The sequence below is a fragment of the Pseudomonadota bacterium genome (assembly GCA_026388275.1).
Taxonomy (GTDB): Bacteria; Desulfobacterota; Syntrophorhabdia; order Syntrophorhabdales; family Syntrophorhabdaceae; genus JAPLKB01.
The window spans coordinates 56,098-79,551 of record JAPLKB010000065.1; the positions used below are offsets into that span (position 1 = coordinate 56,098).

Here is a 23,454-nt window from a genome sequence, read left to right on the forward strand (position 1 = left end):
GCCGCAATTTCAAGAAATCTTTTTTCTGTTTCTGTAAAAATTCTTTTCTTGGAGTCCTTAATCAGATGTGTCAGAGACCTGATTCCGTCAGCGCTCAGCATTTCAAGCACTTTCTTTCTCATATCATCGGATAAAGCGTTATACAGGCTTGCAGCGGATTTGTCTTTTGCTATGATTACCAGTATTATTTCTTGAATATTCATATTAACAGCCATAGAATAAGTTTCACACCTTGTCGGGAAGCACAGCGTGTTCAACCACCTGCCAGGGAAGACCATATTTATTTAATGCTTCCATGAACGGGTCAGGATCGAGCTGCTCAATATTGTATACTCCAACCCCTTGCCATATTCCTTTGAGCATCATCATTGCCCCGATCATTGCAGGAACGCCTGTCGTATAAGCAATTGCTTGTGTCCCTGTCTCCTTAAATGCCTCTTCATGGTCACAGATGTTATAGATATATCTTGTAACAGTCTCCCCGTTTTTTATACCTGTCATGATATTTCCTATGACAGTTTTTCCTGTGTATTTTGTTCCAAGGGAAGCAGGTTCAGGAAGCAGGACTTTGAGAAATTTTATTGGAACAATTTTTTGCCCCTCGTACTCAACTTCATCTATGCGCGTCAGTCCTATGTTCTTAAGAACCCTTAAATGGTTCAGGTAGTTATCTGAAAAGGTCATCCAGAACCTGGCACGTTTCAATCCTTTAACATTCAAAACCAGCGATTCAAGTTCTTCGTGATATAGAAGGTAGCTTTCCTTTGATCCTACTATCGGGTAATCAAAACTGAAATGTATGCAACCTTCCTCGATAACGGCAGGCGTCTCAATCCATTTCTCCTTTTCCCAGTGTCGCACTGTCTGTGTCACTTCCCGAATATTAATCTCAGGATTGAAGTTTGTGGCAAAGACATGGCCGTGGGTTCCGGCATTACAGTCGAGTATATCAAGATAGTTGATCTCGTCGAAGAGATGTTTTTGAGCATAGGCAGCAAAAACGTTAGTTACTCCCGGGTCGAATCCAGACCCAAGAACGGCCATTATGCCTCTCTTCTTAAACTCTTCCCGGTATGCCCATTGCCAACTGTATTCAAAATGAGCTTCATCCTGTGGTTCATAATTGGCCGTGTCTATATACCTTACCCCTGTTTCCAGGCAGGCGTCCATAATATGAAGATCTTGATAGGGAAGGGCAAGGTTAAGAACAATGTCAGGTTGAAATCTATGTATAAGTGCTACAAGGTCCGGTACATTGTCGGCATCTACCTGTGCTGTCCGAATGTCTCTACCGTATCTTTTTTTGATATCGTCTCTTATAGCTTCGCACTTTGAGAGTGTTCTACTTGCAAGCAATATTTCTTTGAATATTTCAGGAATCTGTGCGCATTTGTGAACTGCAACGGTTCCGACACCTCCGGCGCCGATTATCAGTATTCTTCCATGATTTTTTGTATTATTCATTAATACTCTCCTGAGTAGTAAATTTCATGTGCTTTATTTTTATATTATTTTTACTTTAATATCAACTTCCAAGGCATTAAATCGGACATGAACATTGCTGGAATTTCCCAGGTTTTTTAAATGCAACCGTATGCTGTGTCGCTCCCTGTTCCACTGTGCTGATTTGCTCTTTTAAAGGGGATGACCCAGGGACATAACATAATTTTTGAATTTGAACCGGTATCTATTATGACTAATGTGGTTTGTTCACATAAATATAGCTTAAAAGCGTGTAAATCAATTTGGCTGCAAGAAAATCAGGAGCTTTACAGCTTGACGGGCAGAGTTCAACAACATCGAACCCGACGATCTGTTTTGATTTCGAGACGTCAAAAAGTAGTTTCATAACCTGATACCAGCCTAAACCACCTGGTTCCGGGGTCCCTGTTGACGGCATGATACCAGGGTCAAAGACATCAAGATCAATGGTGATATATACATTATCAGTCAGCAAAGAAATCACATTGCTCACCCATTTGTCAGAATCGTAAATATTATGTGCAAAAAACATCCGCTTATTGTCAATACCGGGACGTTCCGAGATATCCATGCTGCGTATTCCCACCGAAACAATGTTCCTTGCAAATTCTCGAACACGTGCGATAATGCATGCATGATTGTAAGGAGTCCCCTCATAGGAGTCACGGGAGTCGGTATGGGCGTCAAGATGCAGTATGCTCAGATCCTTATAGTGTCTGGCATGGGATTTGATGACACCGATAGAAACAGAGTGTTCGCCCCCAAGAGTTACTACAAGCTTATTCTCTTTAAGGTACTTAGAAACTGCCGAATCAGATTTTTTTATCAAAGCAGAAGAAGAGGCCGAGCGGATCGGTTTGGCAGTATAAATTCCCTTCCTGAAAACTTCGCTGTCTGTTTCTATATCATATAATTCGAGATATACGGATGCCTCAATAATCGCTGAAGGGCCTTTGTCTGTACCTTTAAGCCACGTGCTTGTTTTATCAAAAGGAATCGGTAGTATGACGATGGATGCTCGCTCATAATCATTACCATTGTTGGGTAACCCGCAAAAACTGAAGGGAGGTTTCGGCATTTCAATCTATAATAAAAACTGCTGTCGCTAATACCGTGGTCCAGAGACCGTCTTTGTTCCCTTCAGCAGACTGGCAGATATTTTTAGTTTTGAATATGTGGCCGCTTGCTGTATAAGACTGCTTCCGCTCATCCCATGCCTGGTTTGGATCAAAGGGTATGCCCAGTGTTGTTGCAAGCATTGTGGCTGCAAGGTCTTCCGCGTATTCACCGGAGACAATTGCCTTTTCACCGAAGGCATGGTGCTCGGAAAGATAACCGTACTGGGAGTAATCCGTTGGCCTTGCAATGCCGATTGCTGCAGAGATAAGACGGTTCGGTTCACATGTCTCGTTTCGGGACATTACGCAATAAGTAATTTCACCGGGATTGAGAAGCTTCAGGCCGGGAGCCTTTGAAATAATCCTGCACTCAGGCGGGAATATACTTGATACATACACAAGATTGCACTTCTCAATGCCTGCGTTTCTTAAGGCAACCTCGAAGGATGAAAGTTTGTCTTTATGAACGCCCACCCCTTTTGTCAAGAAAACCTTTTTTGGGATCATTTTTGTTTTTTTTCTATCCATAGCTAATCCCACAAAACTACACCGGCGAAGACAGCACCGACAGTAACAACTTTATATGAAGCTGAAACAGCCATTACTTCTTTTATTTCCCTGTTCCTCATCTCCATGCCCTTTTTGACCATTTTCTTGACCTGTTCCAGCACGATATTTTCTTCTGCTCTTGCCGAATATTCCATGATCAGACCGGCTTGATTCGCATCTTTTGGTATGCCAATTGCCACAGCGGAAGAAATGGTTTCTTCCGGAACATCACTGTTAATAGAGGCATAGGCAACAGGCACAAGGGCTCCCTGAGGTAATGGAACGGGGGGTGGTTTAATCTCTTCGCAGTTAGGAGGCAGAATACTGCTCATTTTAACCAGGTTGGTGTCTCCAACGCCTGAGGCCAGAAGAGCGCCGTCAAATGCATTTAATAATGAGAATCCTTCAGATGAACCACTGACAAGAAAAAACTTCGTGGGTGTTTTAATAATCATTCTACCACCTCCCAAACTTTTTAATACCCAGCGCGTTTGTGGGTGATTTCTTTGCCTAAGAAATCCATGTGTTCTGTACTGTCCAAAACACTATATCCATTGCCGTAAAATCCTGTAAAAAATGCCTTCCAGATTTTTTTTACTATACCTTCCCTAATATCTTTTGCCCGCAAGGACACTAAAAATTAGGTGGTGAAGATACCCACAGAACATATGCCCTGTTATTTCGTCTATTTGCAATATAGTGTTTCCTTGTTGCCTTAAAATAAAAGCATTCGCCTTTCTTTAATTTGTAGGGTTTTCCGCCAAGTACAAGCTCGATGCTGCCTGACAGTACAAAACCAAATTCTTCACCTTCGTGAGGCTCTTCTTCAGGTGTTTTTTCACCTACATCAAGATCAAGCAGCGCAGGGTCCATCATTCTGTTCTGAGCCGCAGGAACGAGTATCTGAAAATTCTTTACATAATCCCATTCCAACTCAACCCTGTCTTTTAATTTAAAGACAATTTTTTCATCTATCGTTCCATCAAAAAAAGCAGACGGTTTTTCATCAAGCGCATCAAGGATGCCTATCAGACTCTCCACGGACAGCGATGTAAGATTCCTCTCAACCTGGGAGATGAATCCTTTGGTAAGACCTGCCCTTGTAGCAAGCTCCTCCTGTGTGAGGGACTTAGCCTGCCTTAGCATCTTAATCCTTTCAGCTATCCTCGATCCGTCAATATTCATAATAACAGTATAAGCTTACAAGAAGTTTACAGTATTAAACAAAATTATCTGTTTTATTGTCAAGTAAATTTTTATTTAACTTTAAGGTTTAGTATGTTAAACTCACAAAAAAGGTGATAAATGCTTGGAAAACAGGCAGTTATAGAGTTTCTTAAGAAGAATAATATCGATAATATCTTCCATTTACCTGGAATTCATACACTTCCGCTAAACGAAGAGCTAACTAAGCATAATATCAATGTTTTTATCGGCAGGCATGAAGCAAATATCGTATTTATGGCTGACGGATATGCAAGAACATCGGGCAATGTCGGGGTAATTATTGTGACGCCGGGGCCGGGACTGGGGAACACGGTTTCGGGATGTATGGAGGCCTATGGTGATGATATACCGCTCTTGATAATATATATCGATACTAAAAGAAAAGATGCAGGCAAGGGAGTGCTTCATGAACTTGCTGAACCGGAAAACATATTCATACATTTTACAAAAAAAACTTTTATCATATCAAATCCGGGTGAGATAATTGTAACCCTTGACAATGCATATAAAAATGCTTCTTCGGGAAGAAAGGGTCCCGTTGTTGTTTCTCTGCCTTATGATTTACTGGAAAAAGAGATATCTTCGTGGCCGGTAATCGGAGATCATGGGTCAGAGAACGGCAGTGAGTCAAAAACAAAAGGGGAGATTGATTTTGATTTAAACAGGCTTGAAGAAGTGCTCCATGGAAAGAAAAGACCTGTTATAATTGGTGGTAAATCACTGATGTTTCAAGAGGCAAGAATACTCCTCGATGAAATGTGCACAGAAGCATCCATACCATTTTTTACAAGTACAGGTGGTAAAGGTATAGTCAGGGAAGACAGTCTGTATGCCTTCGGGAATATTATACAGAAAGGCCTTGTACGGGACATGATAGCATCTTCCGATATTGTTATAGCTATCGGGACACGACTTCGTGATGCTGATGCAAAACGGAGAGGAGTAAAAATAAGAGAGCTTATCCATATCGATATTGACGATCGATGGATCAACAAAAATTACCCTGCAAAATTAAAAATTACTGGTGATATAGGACAGGGATTAAGGGCTCTCTATCAAATCATTAAAGGGATGAAATTTGAATGGAACCTTCCTGACATGAAAAGGGCAAAAAAGAAAGAATATGAAGCAATAAAAAAGACATCGCCGGGGATTCCTTTAATAGAGCTTATCAGACAGGTTATCCCTGAGGACACAACAACTGTTTGCGATCTTAATTATCCCTCTTACTGGGCGGAATATTTCTTCCCTGTGTACCAGCAAAGAAGCTTTCTCATGCCAAGGGGCATTTCTCCTATTTTTTACTGTCTGCCTGCGAGCATTGGAGCAAGAATAGGAAGACCACAAAGACCATGTCTGTGTCTGGCGGGCGACGGCAGTCTGCTTCCGACAATAGCGGAGCTGGCAACGATTAAAAAATATAATATCCCTGTAGTGCTTTTTGTCCAGAATAATAACAGTTTTGGCATACTCGAAGATATTATGGCAGAACGTTATGGGACATCAGGCTCTATGGAACTGAAAAATCCGGATTTTGTTAAAATTGCAGGTGCTTTCGATATAAGAGCAAAAAGGGTTAAAACTCTTGAAGGGCTACGGAAGGCATTCACTAAGGATATTGCCTGGGATAAACCCTTCCTCATAGAGTTCAAATCCCCTGTCTTTCCGCCTCCCTGGGATGTATGAAAATAGTTCAGAATTGATATTATATAAAAAAATAATTGTATATTAAATCTTTATTATAGTATAAGCCCTTTTGCCGAGGCCCAGCTTTTCAGCATGGTCAAGCTGTATATTCCAGTCTATTGTCGGGAACAGGGCTCTCCACTTATCTTCACCTTTTTTAAGTTGTTTTTTAATTACAGTATTAGGAATAGATTCCTCGTTGTTGACAAGATCGCAGGAAGCAGTGTCAATGGCTACCGGGTCTTTGGACGCGAGGATGCCGATATCCCGTACTATCGGGGCATCATTATTCGGGTAACAATCACATGCCGGGCTTATCTGCAAAAGGAAATTCAGGAAAAAAGATGTTTTTTCTTTTCCTGTTAATGCGCCCCTTGCGTGTTCCACCATCTTTTTCTGGAAAAGATCTTGGGGTTCGTCCCATTGAATTATAATTGCCTGGGATGGACAGACCATTAAACATTCGCCGCATCCGATACATTTATCTTTATCAATTGATGCTTTTTTCAATGTAACAGAAATTGCGTCAGCTGGGCAGTATTCAAGGCAAAGCTTGCAACCTTTACATGTTTTAATATTAATTGTTGGGGCTACCGAGCTGTGCTGAATCAGCTTTCCCTCTTTTGTTGCACAACCCATACCTAAGTTCTTAAGTGCACCTCCAAAACCTGAAAGTTCATGTGCCTTAAAATGTGTTACTGCAATAATGCAGTCTGCTTCTACGATTCCTTTTGCAATGCTGACTTCTTTGAGAATTTCGCCATTGATAGGAACTTTAATTCCACTTTTTCCTCGAAGTCCATCTGCAATTATAATCGGACATCCTGTACATGAATAGTCAAAACCGTTTTCAATTGCAGTAATAATGTGCAATACAGCATCACTCCTGGAGCCGGTGTAAAGTGTATTCGTATCGGTAAGAAAGGGTTTTGCTCCAGTCAGTTTTACTCTTTCGGCTATGGCTCTAAGAAATACAGGTCTTAAGAAAGCTGTGTTGCCTTTTTCACCAAAATGTACTTTTATTGCCACATTACTATTTTTTTTGACAGAATTATCAATCTTTAATCTGTTAAGTAAATCCTCAATTTTATTTAAAATATTCCGTTTTGGGTTTGTTCTTAAATCTGTGAAATATACCTTCGACACAATATCTCCTTTTTTATTTAACATATTGAGAAAATTATGTTAGAAATAATCGGTTTTGTCAACTAAAAGGAGGCGTACTGGATGTTAAACTTTTCTGATAAACACACCATGATAAGAATGATCGCAGAAAAAATAGCCAAAGAAAAGATTGCCCCAAGGGCAAAAGAGATAGATGCAACAGGTGCGTTTCCGTGGGACCTTGTGGATATATACAAAAAACACGGTTTTTTATATCTTATGCTGCCGGAGCGCTTTGGAGGCGTTGACGGGGATATTACATCTCTTTGTGTTGTTATTGAAGAACTTGCAAAGGTTTCAGGCGCGTCATCATTAATACCGCTTGCCCATTGCGTCGGATTGATGCCTATAATGGTGGCGGCAAATGAAGAACAAAAAGAATATATATACAGTAAATTGACGGAACCCGATAAGCTTCATCTTGTGGCCTTTGCATTGACCGAGCCGGAAGGAGGCTCGGATGCATCGCATATGAGAACGTTTGCAAAGAAGGACGGTAACTACTACTACCTGAACGGGAAAAAGTCAATGATAACAAATGGTGCCAATGCTCAGTTTTTTAGCGTGATTGCAGCTACCAATCAGGGTTTGAGGACAAAGGGGATTTCAGCATTTTGTGTAGAGAAGGATTATCCTGGAGTCATCATTGGAAAAAGTGAAGATAAAATGGGTATGAGAGGCTCCGACATAACGGAGTTGATATTCGATAATGTCAGGCTTACAAAGGACAATTTACTTGGAAAGGAAGGTGATGGCTGGGATATTGCAATGTCGACGCTGAATCTTTCAAGACCTGCTGTTGGCGCTCAGGCTGTGGGTATTGCGCAAGGGGCATTGGATTTTTCGCTGGAATACGCCTGGAAGAGGGTTCAGTTCGGACAAAAGATTGCAGATTTTGAGGGCATACAGTTTATGGTAGCGGATATGGCCACTGCAGTGGAAGCCGCCCGTGCGCTCGTATACGATGCTGCGCATCTGCTTGATATGAAGGTTTACGAAAGAGATAAGATGAGCGCAATAGGTGTGGATAAAATGTCGGCAATGGCTAAGGTTTATGCTGCCGATACTGCTATGAAAGTTACAACCGATGCAGTTCAAATCCTTGGAGGGTGTGGCTATACCAAGGAATACCCTGTAGAAAGGATGATGAGGGATGCCAAAGCCACACAGATATACGAAGGAACCAACCAGATTCAGAGAGTAGTTATAGCAAGGGACTTATTCAGAAAGTTCATGCCATAAAAACAGTTTACCGTTCACAGAAAAAATAACGATGAGGCCTTTCTACGAGACTTTTTTTATTGCAGGAAACAACTACAAGCGAAATGTTTTAATACATTTTTTCTCGATATTCTTCAGGAATCTCAGGCCTGTCCGATTTAGCAGACGAATCTTGTTGAATTTCCATTTTCTCGATAAATTCGAAAACAGGAATTGCAGGGAGTGTCATGAGCTGTATTGTACCCCTTGATCCCAACTCGATTGATAATCTTGCCATGGTTTCGTTATTAGGTGCTTCAAGTATATTTACAAAGTCATACTCACCTAAAAGAGCATATTGAGTAAGGACTCTTGCACCCATTTTTTCGATTTCTTTATCAACTTCTTTGATGCGATCTGCGTGTCTTTTAATTGTTGCCCTGCCTTCATCAGTCAGCTTACTAAACATAATATAGATAGGCATAATAAGGTTACCCCCAATTATTTTGTTTAAAGTATATCCCCCCATATTTTATTGGTCAATAGATATTTTTATTATTCACTGTTTCGGATGATTCCCCCACAAACAACTTTATCATCTTTGTATATAACCACAGATTGCCCAGGCGTTATTGAATATATGGGATCCTCGAAATTTACATATAAAAGATCATCCGATACGGTGAATTTACACAGCTCTTCTTTTTGCCTGTATCGTACTTTTGCATAGAATCTGCCGGAGTCACTGCCGGGCGCATTCATATTAAAAAAATTTGTACTATGGGCTACGAGCTTTTTCCTTTTAAGATGCTCTTTTGGTCCGACAATCAAGGTGTTTTTGTCAGGGATGATCTCGATAACATATAACGGTTCTTTATATGGAATGTTCAGACCTCTTCTTTGGCCTATTGTGTAAAGATGAATGCCGTTATGCATCCCCATGAATGCGCCATCTGCATGATAAATCGGCCCTTCTTTCAACTTCATGTAATTTGATAAAAAGTCTCTATAATCACCTTCAGGGATAAAGCATATATCCTGACTTTCCTTGATATTTTGCATATTCCATCCTAATTTACCCACGCTATCTCTTAAGGTGTTTTTTGTGTATGTTCCGACGGGAAAAAGGATGTCCTTCAATAAATTTTCTTTAATAGGGTATAAGAAATAAGATTGATCCTTGATCTTATCCGCACCCTTTCTTATTGCATAAGTAATTGATTTATTGTCTATAATTGCATAATGACCGGTGGCTATTTTATCTGCACCTATGGATAATGCTTTATCGTGAAAAAATGAAAACTTTATGTATTTATTACATAGAATGCATGGATTGGGAGTTCTGCCGTATTTATACTCCATTAAAAAATTATCTATTACATACTCCTCGAATTCTTTACGCATATTGATTATGTAGTGTGGTATAGACAGGTCGTCTGCTACCTTCTTGGCTCTATGAATGGTTTCTATTGAACAGCATGCTTTCGGGTTTTTAGTGCTTTTAATTGTTTCAGGGAGAAACTGAAATGTTATTCCTACTACCTTATAACCCTTCTGTTTGAGAAGATAGGCAGCAAAAGAACTGTCTATGCCTCCGCTCATAGCAACAAACACGGTTTCCATTGCAGATAGAATAGCATATGGTATGACCGTTTGCAGTAATTACTAATTAGTTTCCGTCCGGAAAGAATCCTTTTCCGCCCTGGCGGTGTCAATCCGCGGTTTTACTTGTGAGGCGTGCATAGCGCACGCCTCCCCGCAATCCCTTGTTTTTCTTGACAAAACTAAAAATCCCTCCTTTCCGATTCGGAAACCGATAGTCTCTCATCCTGGGTTTTCGGATGGACACTAATTTGGTGTTCATCCGAAAACTAATTAAAATAGTATCTTAGGAATCTCATTGAAAGTTTATATTGATTATAGTATTATCAAACCGGGAGGAATGTATAAATGAGTAAAAAATTAAAGCTATCTTTAAGCGTTTTTTTTGTCTTTGTCTTTGTCTTTGTCCTCGGTTTTCTTATTGGTGCGCAGGGTAAAAAGACGTATGCAACAGGCTCTGACAGCAAGGAACTATATGAATATTTAAAGACATTTTCTGATGTTATAGACCTGGTAAAGAAAAACTATGTTGATGAAGTTAAGGATAAAGAAGTTGTTTATGCCGCAATAAAAGGTATTCTCGAATCTCTTGATCCTCACTCCTCCTTTTTAACCCCAGATATGTATAAAGATATGCAGAGTGAAACAAAAGGTGAATTTGGGGGCATTGGCATTGAAATTACAATAAAAGATGGATTCCCGACTGTTATTGCGCCGATTGAAGATACACCTGCATACAAGGTTGGTATAAAAACAGGTGACCACATTCTCAAGATAGACGGCAAACCGGCGAGAAATATGAGTCTTATGGATGTTGTTAAGTTAATAAGAGGTTCCAAGGGCAAGCCTGTTACGCTTACTATTATGAGAGACGGTTTTTCTACACCAAAGGATTTTAAAGTGGTGCGTGATGTTATAGTAGTTAAAAGCGTGAAATACAAAATTTTAGAAGACGATTATGGATATATCCGCATTGCCCAGTTTCAGGAAAAAACAACAAAAGACCTAGATAATGCCATCAAAGAACTGGAAAAGACCAATAAGGATAAACCGCTCAAGGGCATTATACTCGACCTGAGAAATAATCCTGGGGGACTCCTTGAACAGGCCGTTGAGGTCTCCGATAAGTTTCTTGCAGATGGTCTGATTGTTTATATAGAGGGTAAAAAAAAGGATGACAATAAGATAAAATTCTATGCAAATAAAAAAAATGATTACTTAGGCCCGCTTGTTGTTCTGGTGAATGATGGAAGTGCAAGTGCGTCTGAAATTGTTTCCGGTGCATTGCAGGATTACAAGAGGGCTATTTTAGTGGGAACAAGGACCTTTGGAAAAGGTTCTGTTCAGACAATTTTTCCGCTTGGTGATGGCTCGGCTGTAAGATTGACGACAGCGAAGTATTTTACTCCAAAGGGCAGATCTATACAAGCGGAAGGCATAACACCTGATATAATAGTTGATAATAATGTAACAAAGGGAAAAGAAAAAATTGTTCCAGTTAAGGAAAAAGATCTGGAAAGACATATTGAATCGGAAAAAGAAAAGGCAAAACCCGGAGAAAATGGAGATAATAGTAAAAAAATAATCAGCGAAGACGATTTTCAATTATCTATGGGACTCCAGATATTAAAAGGCTGGGATGCGCTGCGGGGGAAGTGAATAGAAAAAAAATAAAGAAGTGAAAAGGATGAGAGAAGCCGGGATAATTTGGTTTCTCTCATCCTTTTTTGTTTAAGTTACTAACTAAACTTCTATTTTTTTCTTAACGTGCTATTTTGCCATGTATTGTTCGATTGCTTCTGCAAGACCTTTTATATCATATTTTACTGATTCTATATGAACTTCGATATTGTTCTTCCGTAATGTTCCGGTGGTAATAGGTCCTATTGAGGCGATCAAAGTGTTGCTGAGTGCCTTTCTGCCGTAGATTTTCAAAAAGTTGCTAACCGTTGATGAACTTGTAAATGTGATGATGTCAGTCTTTTCAGCCGGCAACAAAGGTGTTTTGGGCAAGGCGGTTTTGTAAAGAGGAATAACATCGCATCTGCCGCCCTGATTCTTTATGTAATCTACAATAACATTACGGGCATCCTTTGCCCTGGGAAGCAAAAATACATTGCCTTTTACCTTCATATCTTTCAGCACATGGATGATGCCTTCGGAAGTGAATTGTTCAGGGATAAAGTCAGGGATAATGCCGAAGGTCCTTAAAAATGAAGCGGTAGCATCTCCTATGGGCAAAATTGTTATATTATGCAGAGCCCTTGTATCCATCCCTGTCTTGAATAGATTATCGAAAAATATTGATGCACCGTTTACACTTGTAAATATAATGCAGCAGTATTTACCAATTCTTTTAAATGCTCTCAGGAGGGCTTTGTTCGGATCAATTGGTTCTATCTCGATCGTGGGCATATAAATTACACGGGCGCCTTTTTCCATAAGCAGACTGCCGAATTTTGTAGACTGATGGGGAGGTCTTGTGACGGCAATTTTTTTTCCGAAAAGAGGTTTTTTTTCAAACCATTGAAGGTTTTTTCTTAAACCTGCTACATTGCCTACAACAATAATTCCAGGAGGCTTTATGCCCGCAGTCTTTGCTGATATATCTATTTCTTTTAAGTTCGCCGAAACAACTTTTTGCTCCGGCAGTGTACCCCACTGGATTACACATGCAGGCGTGCATGGATCTTTGCCTGCTTTGATTAAATTTTCTTTGATATCCTTAAGATTTTTTATACCCATTAAGAACACGAGTGTGTCGCAGCCATGGGCAAGTGCATTCCATCTGATTGTTGATTCTGTCTTTGATGCGTCCTCATGGCCTGTGATAAATGCCACCGAAGAGGCATATTCCCTGTGGGTCAGAGGGATACCGGCATAAGCCGGTGCTGATATGGCTGATGTTACCCCGGGGACAATCTCGAAGTCTATCCTGTTTTCTGCCAGAAACTCTGCTTCTTCGCCCCCTCTGCCGAACATAAAAGGGTCACCGCCTTTAAGCCTGACAATAATGCCTTTTTCTTTTGCTTTTTTGACTAACAGTACATTAATATCGGCTTGCGGCAGTTCATGGCAGGAGGCCTTTTTGCCCACATAAATAAGCTCTGTATCTTTTCCGGCAAAACTGAGCAGATCTTTGTTGATAAGATAGTCATAAATGATGACATCTGCTCCTTTGATCAATTCAAGCCCTCGCAGGGTAATGAGTTCCGGATTGCCGGGGCCTGCGCCAACAAGGTATACTTTGCCCATATATTGTCCTTAGTCTAATCTTGGCGGGTAAATTCACCGCAGCTTGCTGCGAAACTATTTTAATTTTTGCCCTTGATACCACTCTGCTTGCTATGAAGCAGTTGTTGCATCAGGCAGAAAGCCATAGCCGCGAGCTTCCTGGAATTATACATTATAATATATACAGGTTCAAACAGTTAATATGTCATTCTGACTTTCTTGCACATAAACAACGAATTATTAACTGCCATTCTCTTATTGACAATATAATAAATATGATATACATATGTATATATGAAAGGGTTAACGGCGACTCAGAAAAAGGTCCTTGAATTTTTAAAGGAATACTCGGGGAGCCACGGGTATCCCCCAACCGTAAGAGAGATAGGAGCCCACTTCGGATTTCTCTGGCCTGCTGCAAGAAGGCACCTACAGTCTCTTGCAAAAAAAGGTGTTCTTCGTATAACGCCTTCAAAATCAAGGGGGGTAGAGGTAATAGGGGTCGCCCCGGCAGGCGTATGCACAGTCCCGGTGTTGGGGAAGATAAGGGCAGGAGAACCAACGCTGGCTGTAGAAGAAATTGATGGCCATATAAGTCTCGACAGAGCGCTCTTTCCGGTAGAGGACATCTTTTCTTTAAAGGTAGTAGGGGACAGCATGAAAGAGGCAGGGATATTCCACGGAGATTTTGTAATAGTTAAGCCCCAGCATATTATCGAGCATGGAGAAATAGGCGTGGCGATCATTGGCGATGAAGCAACGGTTAAAAGGATTCTTTTTGAGGATTGCCGGGTTATTCTGAAGCCGGAAAACAGTAATATGGAATCTGTAACATACAGCCCCGAAGAAGTAACTATTGCCGGAAAGGTGATAGGTCTTGTCAGAAACAGGATATAACGATGTATATAGGAAAAACTGTGACCGTTCTTGCAGCCTTTGACCCTTCGTATTGCTTGAAGCCTCTCAAATTCAAATGGTCGGGGAGGCTTATAAAGGTTGAAGAAATTACCTACACATGGAAGTCAAAAGAGGGGAAGAAGATTATCCATCATTTTTCTCTGACTGATGGGAATGCTTTTTATGAGCTGAGTTTTGATAACGAGTCCCTGCTCTGGATGCTCGAGAATCTTGAAACATGAACAAAAAAATAATTCTATGCATAGACATGGATGCCTATTTTGCATCTGTTGAACAGAAGGTAAATCCCCGTCTCAAAGGAAAACCTATAGCGGTCATCGGTTCAGGTGTAAGGACGGTAATTACCACCTCATCCTATGAGGCAAGAAAATACGGCGTCAAAACAGGTATGAATGTCTATGAAGCAAAAAAAATCTGTCCACACATTATCTTTGTTGTGGGGGATAACCGGAAATATATTGATACATGCAGGGAGCTTGAGAAGATTTATCATCGTTTCACCCCGGACGTTGAGATTTACTCGATTGATGAGGCATTTCTTGATGTAACCGGTACGTGCCATCTGTTCGGGAATCCCAGGGAAATCGGGATCTTCATTAAGCAACTGATTAAGAACCGTTTCGGCATCAACTGTACCGTTGGAATAGGACCGAATATCCTTATGGCAAAACTTGCAAGCGATCTTGCAAAGCCCGATGGATTGTGGCAGATAAAACCTGAAGAGATAACGCCTTTACTTGAAGATATGCCGATAAAGGAATTATGGGGTATAGGTATGCATACAGAGAAAAAACTTCAAGCCATGGGTATAAAAACGTGTGGGGAACTGGGAAAAACGCCGGTTAGTATTCTGAGAAGCCGATTTGGTATTATAGGCGAGATACTGAAGGAAATGGGTATGGGTGCATGTACAAGACCTCTTATCACAACAGAGGAAGAGCCTAAATCCATAGGGCATAGCATGACCCTCCCTAAGGATATATGTGACAGGGAAGAGATTGAATCCTATATTCTTCAACTGAGCGAAATGGTAGGCAGAAGGGCAAGAGTATCCGGATATGTGGGGAAAACATTGTCTCTTACCTTAAGGTACACTGATTTTGAAACCTTTACAAAACAGACTGCATTATCTTTTTATACCGATGATACCCATGCAATATACTGCCATGCCCTGTCAGTCCTGCGTATGATAAGGCTTAAAGACAGAGTGAGACTCATAGGGGTACGCATTTCCAATATTATAAAAAACACCGGACAAATGTCTTTATTTGAAGATGCTGAAAGAAGAAAATCTCTTATTAAAGCAATGGATGAGGTCAACGACAGGTATGGTGACTTCAAGCTGACGTGGGCAGCATACATGAGGCAGATAGAATGCCCGCACGTAATATCCCCTGCATGGAGACCATCAGGATCGAGAAACATTGATGTAAGATGACAATGTTTATGTTGCCTGCTCGCATTTGTTTGTAAATATGTATTGATTGAATATTTTTTTGTATTGTATGTCTGGCATATGTTCTATGCTCCCTGATACATTTTCGTTCGAAAATTAAAGGGCGTAGCAGGCTCCGGTATAAGTGCATTAATAGGATTTTTCTTGAGTATGCCAATGATAAATGCCTATCGGCATAGAAGATTGTTGAATAACATATATATTTACAAAGTTTTTATAATCAACAAAAAATAAGCTAATCAAATACTAACGCAATAAATTTTAAAAAAATTAACTTGACACGATATATGATAAGGAATAATATAGCAAAAAGCTTCTGCTTTAATACATTAATGAAAGGAGTTAAGCAACATGGCAGTAGGTAAGGTTAAATGGTTTAACGATGCAAAGGGATACGGGTTTATTGAGCAGGATAACGGTGAGGATGTATTTGTTCATTTTTCGGCAATTAAACAGGATGGTTTTAAGACCTTAAAGACGGGGGAAAAGGTAGAATTTGAAATTACTAAAGGCCCAAAGGGTCCGCAGGCAGCAAATGTCGTAAAAGCTGAATAAAAAAAGGGGGTCAATTCCCCTTTTTTTCAATATTTTTTATTTCATTCCAGAGTTTATCCATAACGGAAAGCGATGAACTTTTAATGTCTATTTTTGTCTCGATGTAATTAAAACGTTTGATAAATTTATTTGAAGTGAATCTCAATGCATCTTCGGGATCAATTTTATGAAACTTTGAAATGTTTACAATTGTAAAAAGCAGATCGCCGATTTCTTCTTTAATCGCTTCATTATCTCCGGACTCTTCAGCTTTCTTCAGCTCTTCTATTTCTTCAAACAGTTTTTTATAAATATCGTCAATATTTTCCCAATCAAATCCTACTTTTGCAACCTTCCGCGAGATCAAATATGCTTTTGACAATGCCGGAATAATATCGGGGATGTTAGAAAGCAGCGAATAATCTTCCTTTTCATCTTTCTTGATGTCTTCCCATTTTTTCTCAATCGGTTTATCTAAAGGAGTATTCAAAAAGACATGGGGGTGTCTATTATACATTTTATCATATACGAACTTGACCACATCATCTATATTAAACAACCCTTTTTCTTTACAAATCTGTGAAATAAAAATAATATGGAAAAGGAGGTCGCCCAGTTCCTCCTTCAAGGCTTTATAGTCATCGTTATCTATGGCTTCAATGACTTCATATACCTCTTCCAGAAGAAATGTCTTAAAAGCTTTTGTTGTCTGTTTTTTATCCCAGGGACAACCCTTTTCACTTCTTAAAGTTTCCATAAGCTGAACAAGCTTTAAGAATCCATCCATTATATCTTCCTGTTAAACTTATTTACTTGAATATCTGTCTATGGTTTGTAAAATAATATCTACAGTTTTTTCCATAACTTCACTTTGCATTTCAATAATTTTTTTCCCGTTGCTGCCCATTTTGTTTCTTAAATCCTTGTTTTCCAGAACTAACTTTATTTTTTCATAGAGGTCATCACCGCTACTAACCACAATACCGGCGCCTTGTGTAATAATTGTATCTGCGATATCTTTAAAATTTTCCATATAAGGCCCGAAAATAACCGGTGTCTCAAAAAAAAGAGGCTCAAGAACGTTCTGCCCGCCATAAGGAGCAAGGCTGCCTCCTACAAAGGCGACCTTGCTTTTTTTGTAGATATCCAGTAAATCGCCGACAGTATCAACAACCACTGCGTCAATATTTTTATTTGTACTGTTTTTATAATCAGAATATTTTAGTGTTTTTAAAGACAAAGAAAGTTCTTTTTCTATTCTATTTACAAGAAAAAGTTCTCTTGGTGCAATAAAAAACAAAAAATCAGGAAGATCCTTCTTCAGGCTTTCTATGACGGGAAGTAAGATGTCTAACTCTTTTTCCTTAATACTGCCGAATGTTATTATATTTTCTTTATGTGTATCTTTATTAATAAAAGATAATTCTCTAAAATATTTTAAATTACCTGTATCTATTATGTTTTGAGGACTCATTCCAATATATGCAAATCTTTTCGCCTGCTCTTCGGACTGGGCAAGCACCAGGTCAATTTTTGATAAAACATTTTTTATAAAAAAAGAAAACCGTCTGTAATTTTTAAGGGTTGTGTCGGATATCCTACCGTTTACGATAATTATCGGTATATTAAGTTTTTTAACTTCCCATATAAGATTCGGCCATAGTTCGGTTTCAACTATAATCAGGGCTTTGAATGTAGAACCATTTATAAAGCGTCTTATTGAGTAAGTCAGATCAAAGGGAAGAGAAAATACACTGATGTTTTTATCAAATTTTTTTCTTAAAAGATCTCTTGTGTAATATGTATTTGTGGTTACTATAAATTGATTTAAATTGGAATGAGACTCCAAATAGTTAACAAGTGTTTCTGCAATTACTGCTTCACCGATAGAAGCAGCATGAATCCAGACGGCATCTTTTATAGTCGAATGTTTTGTACTGAAGAATAGACGTTCAGCAAGGTTTTTCCGTATTTTTGCCTTCATGAATGAGAAAAGGATAAAAAATGGAAGAATAATATTGATAGCAATATTATAAATTACTTTCCACATGCAATATCATCTGCTTGTTCGGTTAGGGTTTTCAGTGTATTTTCAAGCTCAATTCTTATTCTTTCTATTTCATCAGAATCAATTTTTTTAGCTACAAAAACAGGCTTCCCCCAGGTAAACAGAATTTTTGAAAAGGGACGGGGGACAATAAAACTATCCCATGAATGAAAAGTTTTTTTTTACTTGCACTGTAGCTTATTGGTATTATCGCTTTTCCAGTGAGCCTGGCAAGCTCGATAATACCATTTTTTACAGTATATTTTGGTCCTTTTGGTCCGTCAGGTGTGACAGCAACATCATAGCCATTTTTTAAGTCCGATATGATTTCCCTCAGTGAAGATATACCACCTTCTTTTCTGTAAGATCCTCTTACTGCTCCAATGCCAAAATACTTCATAACCTTTGCAATAAATTCACCGTCACGATGTCTGCTTATGAGCACTTTACCCTTGCCTCTTCTATTGGCAAAGGGCATCATTAAAAGCCTTCCATGCCAGAAGCAGACAATTGAGTTTTCCCCTTTATCCCACATTTCATGAGCAGGTTCACTGTTTATATGCTTTATTTGAGAAGTAAATTTAATAAAAGAGATAATTATATATATGATGGGTGGAAGTATGTTAAGTAAAAAGAAGTACTTAAGCCGCTTAATAGACATTTTTTACCTTCTTGTTATTTTTGATTATTTTTTCCGAAGCTTTGCTCCTGAATTGCAATTCGTAAAGTTTTTTATAAGGCCCGTCAGACGATAAAAGCTCATCGTGTGTGCCGGATTGAACTATTGTTCCTCCTTCAAGGACAATTATTCTATCAGCATGTATGACTGTTGAAAGTCTATGGGCGATCACGATGGTTGTTCTTCCTTTGATTAAGTTTTCCAATGCTTTTTGAACCTCAACCTCAGAAGCGGTATCGAGAGAGCTTGTCGCTTCATCAAGAATAAGAATAGGAGTATTTTTGTACAATGCCCTTGCAATTGCAATCCTCTGTTTCTGGCCACCGGAAAGCCTTGTACCTCTTTCCCCTACTGAAGTATCATATTGTTTGGGGAGTTTTGCAATAAAATCCTGGGAGTATGCCATGCTTGCAACTTCTTCAATTCTGTCCAGATGCTGTTCGTCGCCGTAGCTTATGTTGTTTTTTATTGTATCATTAAATAATATTACATCCTGTGTAACAAGGGCGATGTTCCATCTCAACGAATTCAATGTCGCGTCCCTTATATCAATTCCATCTACTTCAATACAACCTTTTGTTACATCATAAAACCTTGGAATAAGATTCACCAGCGTTGTTTTTCCTACCCCACTTTCACCTACAATAGCAAGGACTTCATTTTTATTAATTTTTAAATTTATGTTCTTTAGAACCATCTTGTCTTCGTATTTAAAAAAGACATCTTTAAACTCTATGATTCCCTGAACTTTATCGAGATCAACAGCATTGACTTTTTCTTCAATTTCAGGTTTTCTGTCGATAACCTCAAAGACTCTTACTGCCGCTGCAAGACCTTGCTGTATGTTATGGTTTTCCCTGTTAAGCCTTTTTATGGGTTCATAGAGCATTAAAAGGGCAGCGGTAAATGAGAAAAAATTTCCAGGTGTTGAACGTCCGGATATTACCTCGTTGCCTCCATACCATATGATAATACCTATAGCAATACCACCAAGTGTTTCCATAATAGGAGACGATAAAGCCCTTATTTTGTAGCGCTTCAGGATGATGCGGAAAAGAGTATTATTTTCTTCATCAAATCTCTTATTTTCATATTCTTCCATACAGAAAGCTTTTACAATCCGCTGGCCGGTTATGGTCTCGTGCAAAAAATTGGTAAGTTTTGCCATTTCCTTCTGAGTTTTTGTGCTGACTTTTCTTAACCTTCTTCCAAAGGTTATAATCGGATATATTGCAAATGGCAAAACAAAGAAAGCAATAATTGCGAGCTTCCAATCCCGGTAAAAAACGACGAATATAAGTCCAATTATTGTGAAAGAATCTTTAAGGATAGCGGTAAAGGCATCTGAAACAGTGCTCTGGACAAGCGTTACATCATTTATTATCCTTGAAATAATGGTGCCGGTGGGTGTTTTGTCAAAATAAGATAAAGGTTGCTTCTGGAGAGCGTTAAAAACCTGATTTCTTATATCTGTTATAACTTTTTGCCCGACATAACCCATCAGGTATGCCTGGAAGTAATCAAAGACACCTTTGCACAGATACATTATTATAACTGCAAATGGGATTATACGAAGCATCGCTGCATTTTTTTCAAAAAAGATATTATCCAAAACGGGTTTGACGATATAAGCCGTTAAACCATTGATGCCGGCTACAAGAGACATGAATATCATAGCAAATAAAAGTTTTTTCCAGTATGGTTTAACGTATTTAAGGAGTCTAAGATATAGTGCCATAGGTTTGTTTTAAAAAATCAATGATTGTATTTTTTGTCAACTCGTATGAATCCATACTATCAAGTTCTGTTTTTATTTTAATCAATTCCTCATTTATTTTATCACTGCCATTATTTAACATATAGAGTGCCTTTTCTGCAATCTTTTCGGGGTCTAAGTGCTGTATAAACTCCGGGAACACCTCTTTTCCTGCTATAATATTCGGAAGGCTGATATATTTGGATTTTACAAGTAATTTTGCGATTATATAAGATATTTTAGAGATTTTATAAATAACGATTGTTGTAGTGCCGAGAATTGCGGCTTCCATAGTTGCGCTGCCTGAAGCGATGATGGCAATGTCGCAATAGGAAAGAGCATCGTAGGTTAGCCCTTTAAGATAATTGATATGTATATTACCGGTATTAAATGTTTCCACAGTCTTTTGATCGATGCCTTCAGCTAAAGGCAGGAGTATTGCAGGTTCGTTAAAATGAAGCGCAATTCTTTCAATTGCTTTTATTAAGACCGGCATATGTTTCTTGATTTCATTGCTTCTACTCCCGGGCATTATAGTTATAATCGGGGTTTTTGATTTTATTGCAGCCTTTTCAAAAAACTCTTCTTTTGTAAGTGTTGGTTTTACGGTATTTACGAATGGATGACCTACATATGTTGCATCTATGTTGTATGCGTCATAGAGTTGTTTTTCAAAGGGCAGGATGCATATTATTTTGTCTATGAAATTTTTCATTGTTTTTATGCGCCCCTGTCTCCATGCCCATATTTGAGGAGGTATGAAATATAAAACAGGTATACCGTATTTTTTTGCTGTTTTTGCAATCCTCATGTTAAAGCCGGGAAAATCTACGAGTATAATGAGAGAAGGTTTAATGTGCTTTAAATGATTTTTAATTCGGTTGAATGCAGTCCATATATGTTTCAATTTTGGGATTATTTCATTAATGCCTGTAAGGGATATCTCTCTGTAATCATGTACGATATGAACTCCTGCTTCCTCAAGTTTTTTGCTCCCCATACCGCTGAATTCAATGTCCAATGACTCTCTGATCTTTTTGACAACATGACAGGCATGGATTTCACCTGAAAGCTCTCCTGTTATTATGACTATTTTTTTGTTGAAGTGATTATTTGAAATTGTTTTATACAATATGTTCTTTAATCCGGTTGGCAAGCATAAGAGCCTTTAGCCCGTCTTCACCTCTAACAGACGGTGTTTTCTCGCCTTTTATGGAAAATATAAACTCTAAAAGCTCGTCCATAACAGAATCTATTTTTTCTGAAACATACTCTACTGTTTCAATCACTCCATCTCCGTTCTTTATATTGCACACGGACTTGCCATTCAATAGGTCGATATATACATTTCTGTCTTTCTCAAATACAGAAATAGATCGCTCTCTTTGTGAAGCTATCCTGTTTGCAAATAAAATTGCAGTGCACCCGTTCATAAACTCAATCGTTGTGTTTGCCATATCCAATGTATCACCCACGAAAGAGATGCCCTGTGTACGCACATCCTTGACATCACTTTTTGCAATAGAAAGAACAAGGTCTATATCGTGAATCATGAGATCAAGGACCACATCGATGTTTGACGATCTCCCTGTGAAATTGCTGGTTCTGCGGGCTTCTATGAAAAGAGGGTTTTGAATAAAGGGGATAGATTTTTTATATGCAGGATTAAATCTTTCAAGATGGCCGATCTGTAAAGTCAAATTCTTTGTGTTTGCCAATCTTATAAGGTCGCTCGCTTCAGTAATGTCTGATGTTATCGGTTTTTCAATAAAAACATGTACGTTGTTTTTTAAAAAAAAACTTGCTATTTCATAATGTGTTTCTGTTGAACTTGCAATTACAACCCCGTTTAAATCGTTTAATATTTTTGAATAATCCGAAAAAAAGGGGATCCCGTATTTTTGAGTTATATCTTCGGCTAACATGTTATCTGTGTCCACTGCAGCTACAACCCGAACATCTTCCATAGCTGACAGCTTTTGAAGATGGATCTTTCCCATATGCCCGGCGCCAATTAACGCTATTTTTAACGGCATATGCCCCTCTTGGATGATCTTATAAAATTGGTCAGCTCGGCAATGTTCTCACCTTCAAGTTCTTCCTGAATTATTCTAAGAGATGTTTCAAGAGGAAGAGATGACCTGAAAAGTATTCTGTAGGCTTTCTTCAGTTTAGAAATTTCTTCCTTCGAAAAGCCACGCCGCTCAAGCCCGACTACATTTAAACCGTATGGTTTTGATCTGCCTCCTGCTGCTATGATAAAAGGAGGGATGTCCTTTGGAACTCCTGTTAGACCGCTTATAAAGGCATATTTACCGATTTTGCAGAACTGATGTACTGCACAAAGACCGCCGAATATTACAAAATCATCTACTTCGACATGTCCGGCTAAAGTAGCGCAGTTTGCCATGATTACATTGTTGCCGACCATACAGTCGTGGGCAATATGCGCATAGGCCATGATAAAATTGCTGTTTCCTACTTTTGTAACGCCGCCTCCGTGAGGCGTTCCTTTATTTATTGTTACATAATCCTTTATTATATTGTTGTTTCCGATAATTACAGTTGTATCCTCATCTTTGTAGGTTAAATCCTGAGGAGGACCACCTATGGATGCAAAAGGACTTATCGTACAGTTCTCACCGATTTCTGTGTTTCCCTGTATTACAACATGCATTAACAGTTTTGTACCTTTTCCTATTTTTACTTTGTCTTCGATGATGCAATATGGTCCTATTTGAACGTTTTCTCCGATCTCCGCATTTTTATTAATAATAGCTGTAGGATGTATCAATGTATTCT

General features: G+C 38.9%; 23 protein-coding genes. 7 read left to right on the top strand and 16 right to left on the bottom strand.

Features of this window, described 5'->3' with window-relative positions; all coding sequences use genetic code 11:
- Positions 1–225 precede the first annotated feature (225 nt).
- The 5 genes from NT010_16740 to NT010_16760 form a co-directional block, all read right to left on the bottom strand.
- Positions 226–1,464: a saccharopine dehydrogenase family protein gene (locus NT010_16740; GenBank protein ID MCX5807689.1), complete on the bottom strand. Its 1,239-nt coding sequence runs from the start codon at positions 1,462–1,464 to the stop codon at positions 226–228.
- A gap of 232 nt (positions 1,465–1,696) precedes the next feature.
- Complete coding sequence (gene speB, locus NT010_16745; protein ID MCX5807690.1) at positions 1,697–2,560, bottom strand: agmatinase; 864 nt, start codon at positions 2,558–2,560, stop codon at positions 1,697–1,699.
- Position 2,561: 1 nt separating this feature from the next.
- Complete coding sequence (locus NT010_16750; protein ID MCX5807691.1) at positions 2,562–3,128, bottom strand: arginine decarboxylase, pyruvoyl-dependent; 567 nt, start codon at positions 3,126–3,128, stop codon at positions 2,562–2,564.
- 2 nt (positions 3,129–3,130) lie between these two features.
- A complete protein-coding gene (locus tag NT010_16755; GenBank protein MCX5807692.1) occupies positions 3,131–3,604 on the bottom strand; it encodes an arginine decarboxylase, pyruvoyl-dependent in 474 nt (157 codons plus the stop codon).
- A 178-nt stretch (positions 3,605–3,782) separates the two neighbouring features.
- On the bottom strand, positions 3,783–4,334 hold the full coding sequence (locus tag NT010_16760; GenBank protein MCX5807693.1) for an XRE family transcriptional regulator: 552 nt from the start codon (positions 4,332–4,334) through the stop codon (positions 3,783–3,785).
- 120 nt (positions 4,335–4,454) lie between these two features.
- Between NT010_16760 and NT010_16765 the strand changes: the two genes are divergently transcribed.
- Positions 4,455–6,062 (top strand): thiamine pyrophosphate-binding protein, encoded by a 1,608-nt coding sequence (locus NT010_16765; protein ID MCX5807694.1) that lies wholly within the window; start codon positions 4,455–4,457, stop codon positions 6,060–6,062.
- 42 nt (positions 6,063–6,104) lie between these two features.
- Here NT010_16765 and NT010_16770 read toward each other — a convergent pair whose 3' ends face one another.
- Positions 6,105–7,211 (bottom strand): DUF362 domain-containing protein, encoded by a 1,107-nt coding sequence (locus NT010_16770; protein ID MCX5807695.1) that lies wholly within the window; start codon positions 7,209–7,211, stop codon positions 6,105–6,107.
- Positions 7,212–7,289: 78 nt separating this feature from the next.
- Here NT010_16770 and NT010_16775 point away from each other — a divergent pair, with 78 nt between their 5' ends.
- On the top strand, positions 7,290–8,468 hold the full coding sequence (locus NT010_16775) for an acyl-CoA dehydrogenase family protein (protein MCX5807696.1): 1,179 nt from the start codon (positions 7,290–7,292) through the stop codon (positions 8,466–8,468).
- 88 nt (positions 8,469–8,556) lie between these two features.
- On the opposite strand, the gene NT010_16780 is transcribed toward NT010_16775, so the two are convergent.
- Together NT010_16780 and mnmA are read right to left on the bottom strand one after the other, a co-directional pair.
- Positions 8,557–8,910 carry a GYD domain-containing protein gene (locus tag NT010_16780; protein ID MCX5807697.1) on the bottom strand — a complete coding sequence of 118 codons (354 nt, stop codon included), beginning with the start codon at positions 8,908–8,910 and terminating at the stop codon, positions 8,557–8,559.
- Positions 8,911–8,981: 71 nt separating this feature from the next.
- Positions 8,982–10,049 (bottom strand): tRNA 2-thiouridine(34) synthase MnmA, encoded by a 1,068-nt coding sequence (gene mnmA / locus NT010_16785; protein MCX5807698.1) that lies wholly within the window; start codon positions 10,047–10,049, stop codon positions 8,982–8,984.
- A 327-nt stretch (positions 10,050–10,376) separates the two neighbouring features.
- Between mnmA and NT010_16790 the strand changes: the two genes are divergently transcribed.
- The gene (locus NT010_16790) at positions 10,377–11,687 is read left to right on the top strand and encodes a S41 family peptidase (GenBank protein ID MCX5807699.1); all 1,311 of its coding nucleotides are present in this window, start codon (positions 10,377–10,379) and stop codon (positions 11,685–11,687) included.
- Positions 11,688–11,798: 111 nt separating this feature from the next.
- Here the strand turns inward: NT010_16790 and cobA are convergent, their stop codons facing one another.
- Positions 11,799–13,283, bottom strand: coding sequence for a uroporphyrinogen-III C-methyltransferase (gene cobA, locus NT010_16795; protein MCX5807700.1), 1,485 nt, complete (start codon positions 13,281–13,283; stop codon positions 11,799–11,801).
- 273 nt (positions 13,284–13,556) lie between these two features.
- Between cobA and lexA the strand changes: the two genes are divergently transcribed.
- The 4 genes from lexA to NT010_16815 all read left to right on the top strand — a co-directional run bounded on the left by lexA (position 13,557) and on the right by NT010_16815 (position 16,191).
- Positions 13,557–14,159 (top strand): transcriptional repressor LexA, encoded by a 603-nt coding sequence (lexA, locus tag NT010_16800; GenBank protein MCX5807701.1) that lies wholly within the window; start codon positions 13,557–13,559, stop codon positions 14,157–14,159.
- A gap of 2 nt (positions 14,160–14,161) precedes the next feature.
- On the top strand, positions 14,162–14,401 hold the full coding sequence (locus NT010_16805; GenBank protein MCX5807702.1) for a hypothetical protein: 240 nt from the start codon (positions 14,162–14,164) through the stop codon (positions 14,399–14,401).
- Positions 14,398–15,618 carry a DNA polymerase IV gene (gene dinB, locus NT010_16810; protein MCX5807703.1) on the top strand — a complete coding sequence of 407 codons (1,221 nt, stop codon included), beginning with the start codon at positions 14,398–14,400 and terminating at the stop codon, positions 15,616–15,618. Before NT010_16805 ends, dinB begins: the two co-directional genes overlap by 4 nt.
- A 369-nt stretch (positions 15,619–15,987) precedes the next feature.
- Positions 15,988–16,191, top strand: coding sequence for a cold-shock protein (locus NT010_16815; GenBank protein ID MCX5807704.1), 204 nt, complete (start codon positions 15,988–15,990; stop codon positions 16,189–16,191).
- Positions 16,192–16,201: 10 nt separating this feature from the next.
- Here the strand turns inward: NT010_16815 and mazG are convergent, their stop codons facing one another.
- The 7 genes from mazG to lpxA all read right to left on the bottom strand — a co-directional run bounded on the left by mazG (position 16,202) and on the right by lpxA (position 23,446).
- A complete protein-coding gene (gene mazG / locus NT010_16820; protein ID MCX5807705.1) occupies positions 16,202–16,957 on the bottom strand; it encodes a nucleoside triphosphate pyrophosphohydrolase in 756 nt (251 codons plus the stop codon).
- Positions 16,958–16,975: 18 nt separating this feature from the next.
- Positions 16,976–18,220, bottom strand: a complete 1,245-nt coding sequence (locus tag NT010_16825; protein ID MCX5807706.1) for a glycosyltransferase — start codon at positions 18,218–18,220, stop codon at positions 16,976–16,978.
- A gap of 91 nt (positions 18,221–18,311) precedes the next feature.
- Positions 18,312–18,878, bottom strand: a complete 567-nt coding sequence (locus tag NT010_16830; GenBank protein MCX5807707.1) for a lysophospholipid acyltransferase family protein — start codon at positions 18,876–18,878, stop codon at positions 18,312–18,314.
- On the bottom strand, positions 18,868–20,634 hold the full coding sequence (gene msbA / locus NT010_16835) for a lipid A export permease/ATP-binding protein MsbA (protein ID MCX5807708.1): 1,767 nt from the start codon (positions 20,632–20,634) through the stop codon (positions 18,868–18,870). Before msbA ends, NT010_16830 begins: the two co-directional genes overlap by 11 nt.
- Positions 20,618–21,784, bottom strand: a complete 1,167-nt coding sequence (gene lpxB, locus NT010_16840) for a lipid-A-disaccharide synthase (GenBank protein MCX5807709.1) — start codon at positions 21,782–21,784, stop codon at positions 20,618–20,620. The genes msbA and lpxB overlap by 17 nt, the downstream gene beginning before the upstream one ends.
- A complete protein-coding gene (locus NT010_16845; GenBank protein MCX5807710.1) occupies positions 21,777–22,688 on the bottom strand; it encodes a Gfo/Idh/MocA family oxidoreductase in 912 nt (303 codons plus the stop codon). The genes lpxB and NT010_16845 overlap by 8 nt, the downstream gene beginning before the upstream one ends.
- Positions 22,679–23,446 (bottom strand): acyl-ACP--UDP-N-acetylglucosamine O-acyltransferase, encoded by a 768-nt coding sequence (gene lpxA / locus NT010_16850; GenBank protein MCX5807711.1) that lies wholly within the window; start codon positions 23,444–23,446, stop codon positions 22,679–22,681. The genes NT010_16845 and lpxA overlap by 10 nt, the downstream gene beginning before the upstream one ends.
- Between the last annotated feature and the right edge of the window lie 8 nt (positions 23,447–23,454).

Coding starts and splice junctions, on each gene's coding strand:
- mazG (MCX5807705.1), bottom strand. CDS start 16,957: ATGGATGGATTCTTAAAGCTTGTTCAGCTTATGGAAACTTTAAGAAGT.
- NT010_16755 (MCX5807692.1), bottom strand. CDS start 3,604: ATGATTATTAAAACACCCACGAAGTTTTTTCTTGTCAGTGGTTCATCT.
- NT010_16815 (MCX5807704.1), top strand. CDS start 15,988: ATGGCAGTAGGTAAGGTTAAATGGTTTAACGATGCAAAGGGATACGGG.
- mnmA (MCX5807698.1), bottom strand. CDS start 10,049: ATGGAAACCGTGTTTGTTGCTATGAGCGGAGGCATAGACAGTTCTTTT.
- NT010_16805 (MCX5807702.1), top strand. CDS start 14,162: ATGTATATAGGAAAAACTGTGACCGTTCTTGCAGCCTTTGACCCTTCG.
- msbA (MCX5807708.1), bottom strand. CDS start 20,634: ATGGCACTATATCTTAGACTCCTTAAATACGTTAAACCATACTGGAAA.
- NT010_16780 (MCX5807697.1), bottom strand. CDS start 8,910: ATGCCTATCTATATTATGTTTAGTAAGCTGACTGATGAAGGCAGGGCA.
- dinB (MCX5807703.1), top strand. CDS start 14,398: ATGAACAAAAAAATAATTCTATGCATAGACATGGATGCCTATTTTGCA.
- NT010_16750 (MCX5807691.1), bottom strand. CDS start 3,128: ATGGATAGAAAAAAAACAAAAATGATCCCAAAAAAGGTTTTCTTGACA.
- NT010_16790 (MCX5807699.1), top strand. CDS start 10,377: ATGAGTAAAAAATTAAAGCTATCTTTAAGCGTTTTTTTTGTCTTTGTC.
- NT010_16845 (MCX5807710.1), bottom strand. CDS start 22,688: ATGCCGTTAAAAATAGCGTTAATTGGCGCCGGGCATATGGGAAAGATC.
- NT010_16760 (MCX5807693.1), bottom strand. CDS start 4,334: ATGAATATTGACGGATCGAGGATAGCTGAAAGGATTAAGATGCTAAGG.
- lexA (MCX5807701.1), top strand. CDS start 13,557: ATGAAAGGGTTAACGGCGACTCAGAAAAAGGTCCTTGAATTTTTAAAG.
- NT010_16830 (MCX5807707.1), bottom strand. CDS start 18,878: ATGTCTATTAAGCGGCTTAAGTACTTCTTTTTACTTAACATACTTCCA.
- NT010_16740 (MCX5807689.1), bottom strand. CDS start 1,464: ATGAATAATACAAAAAATCATGGAAGAATACTGATAATCGGCGCCGGA.
- NT010_16825 (MCX5807706.1), bottom strand. CDS start 18,220: ATGTGGAAAGTAATTTATAATATTGCTATCAATATTATTCTTCCATTT.
- NT010_16775 (MCX5807696.1), top strand. CDS start 7,290: ATGTTAAACTTTTCTGATAAACACACCATGATAAGAATGATCGCAGAA.
- cobA (MCX5807700.1), bottom strand. CDS start 13,283: ATGGGCAAAGTATACCTTGTTGGCGCAGGCCCCGGCAATCCGGAACTC.
- speB (MCX5807690.1), bottom strand. CDS start 2,560: ATGCCGAAACCTCCCTTCAGTTTTTGCGGGTTACCCAACAATGGTAAT.
- NT010_16765 (MCX5807694.1), top strand. CDS start 4,455: ATGCTTGGAAAACAGGCAGTTATAGAGTTTCTTAAGAAGAATAATATC.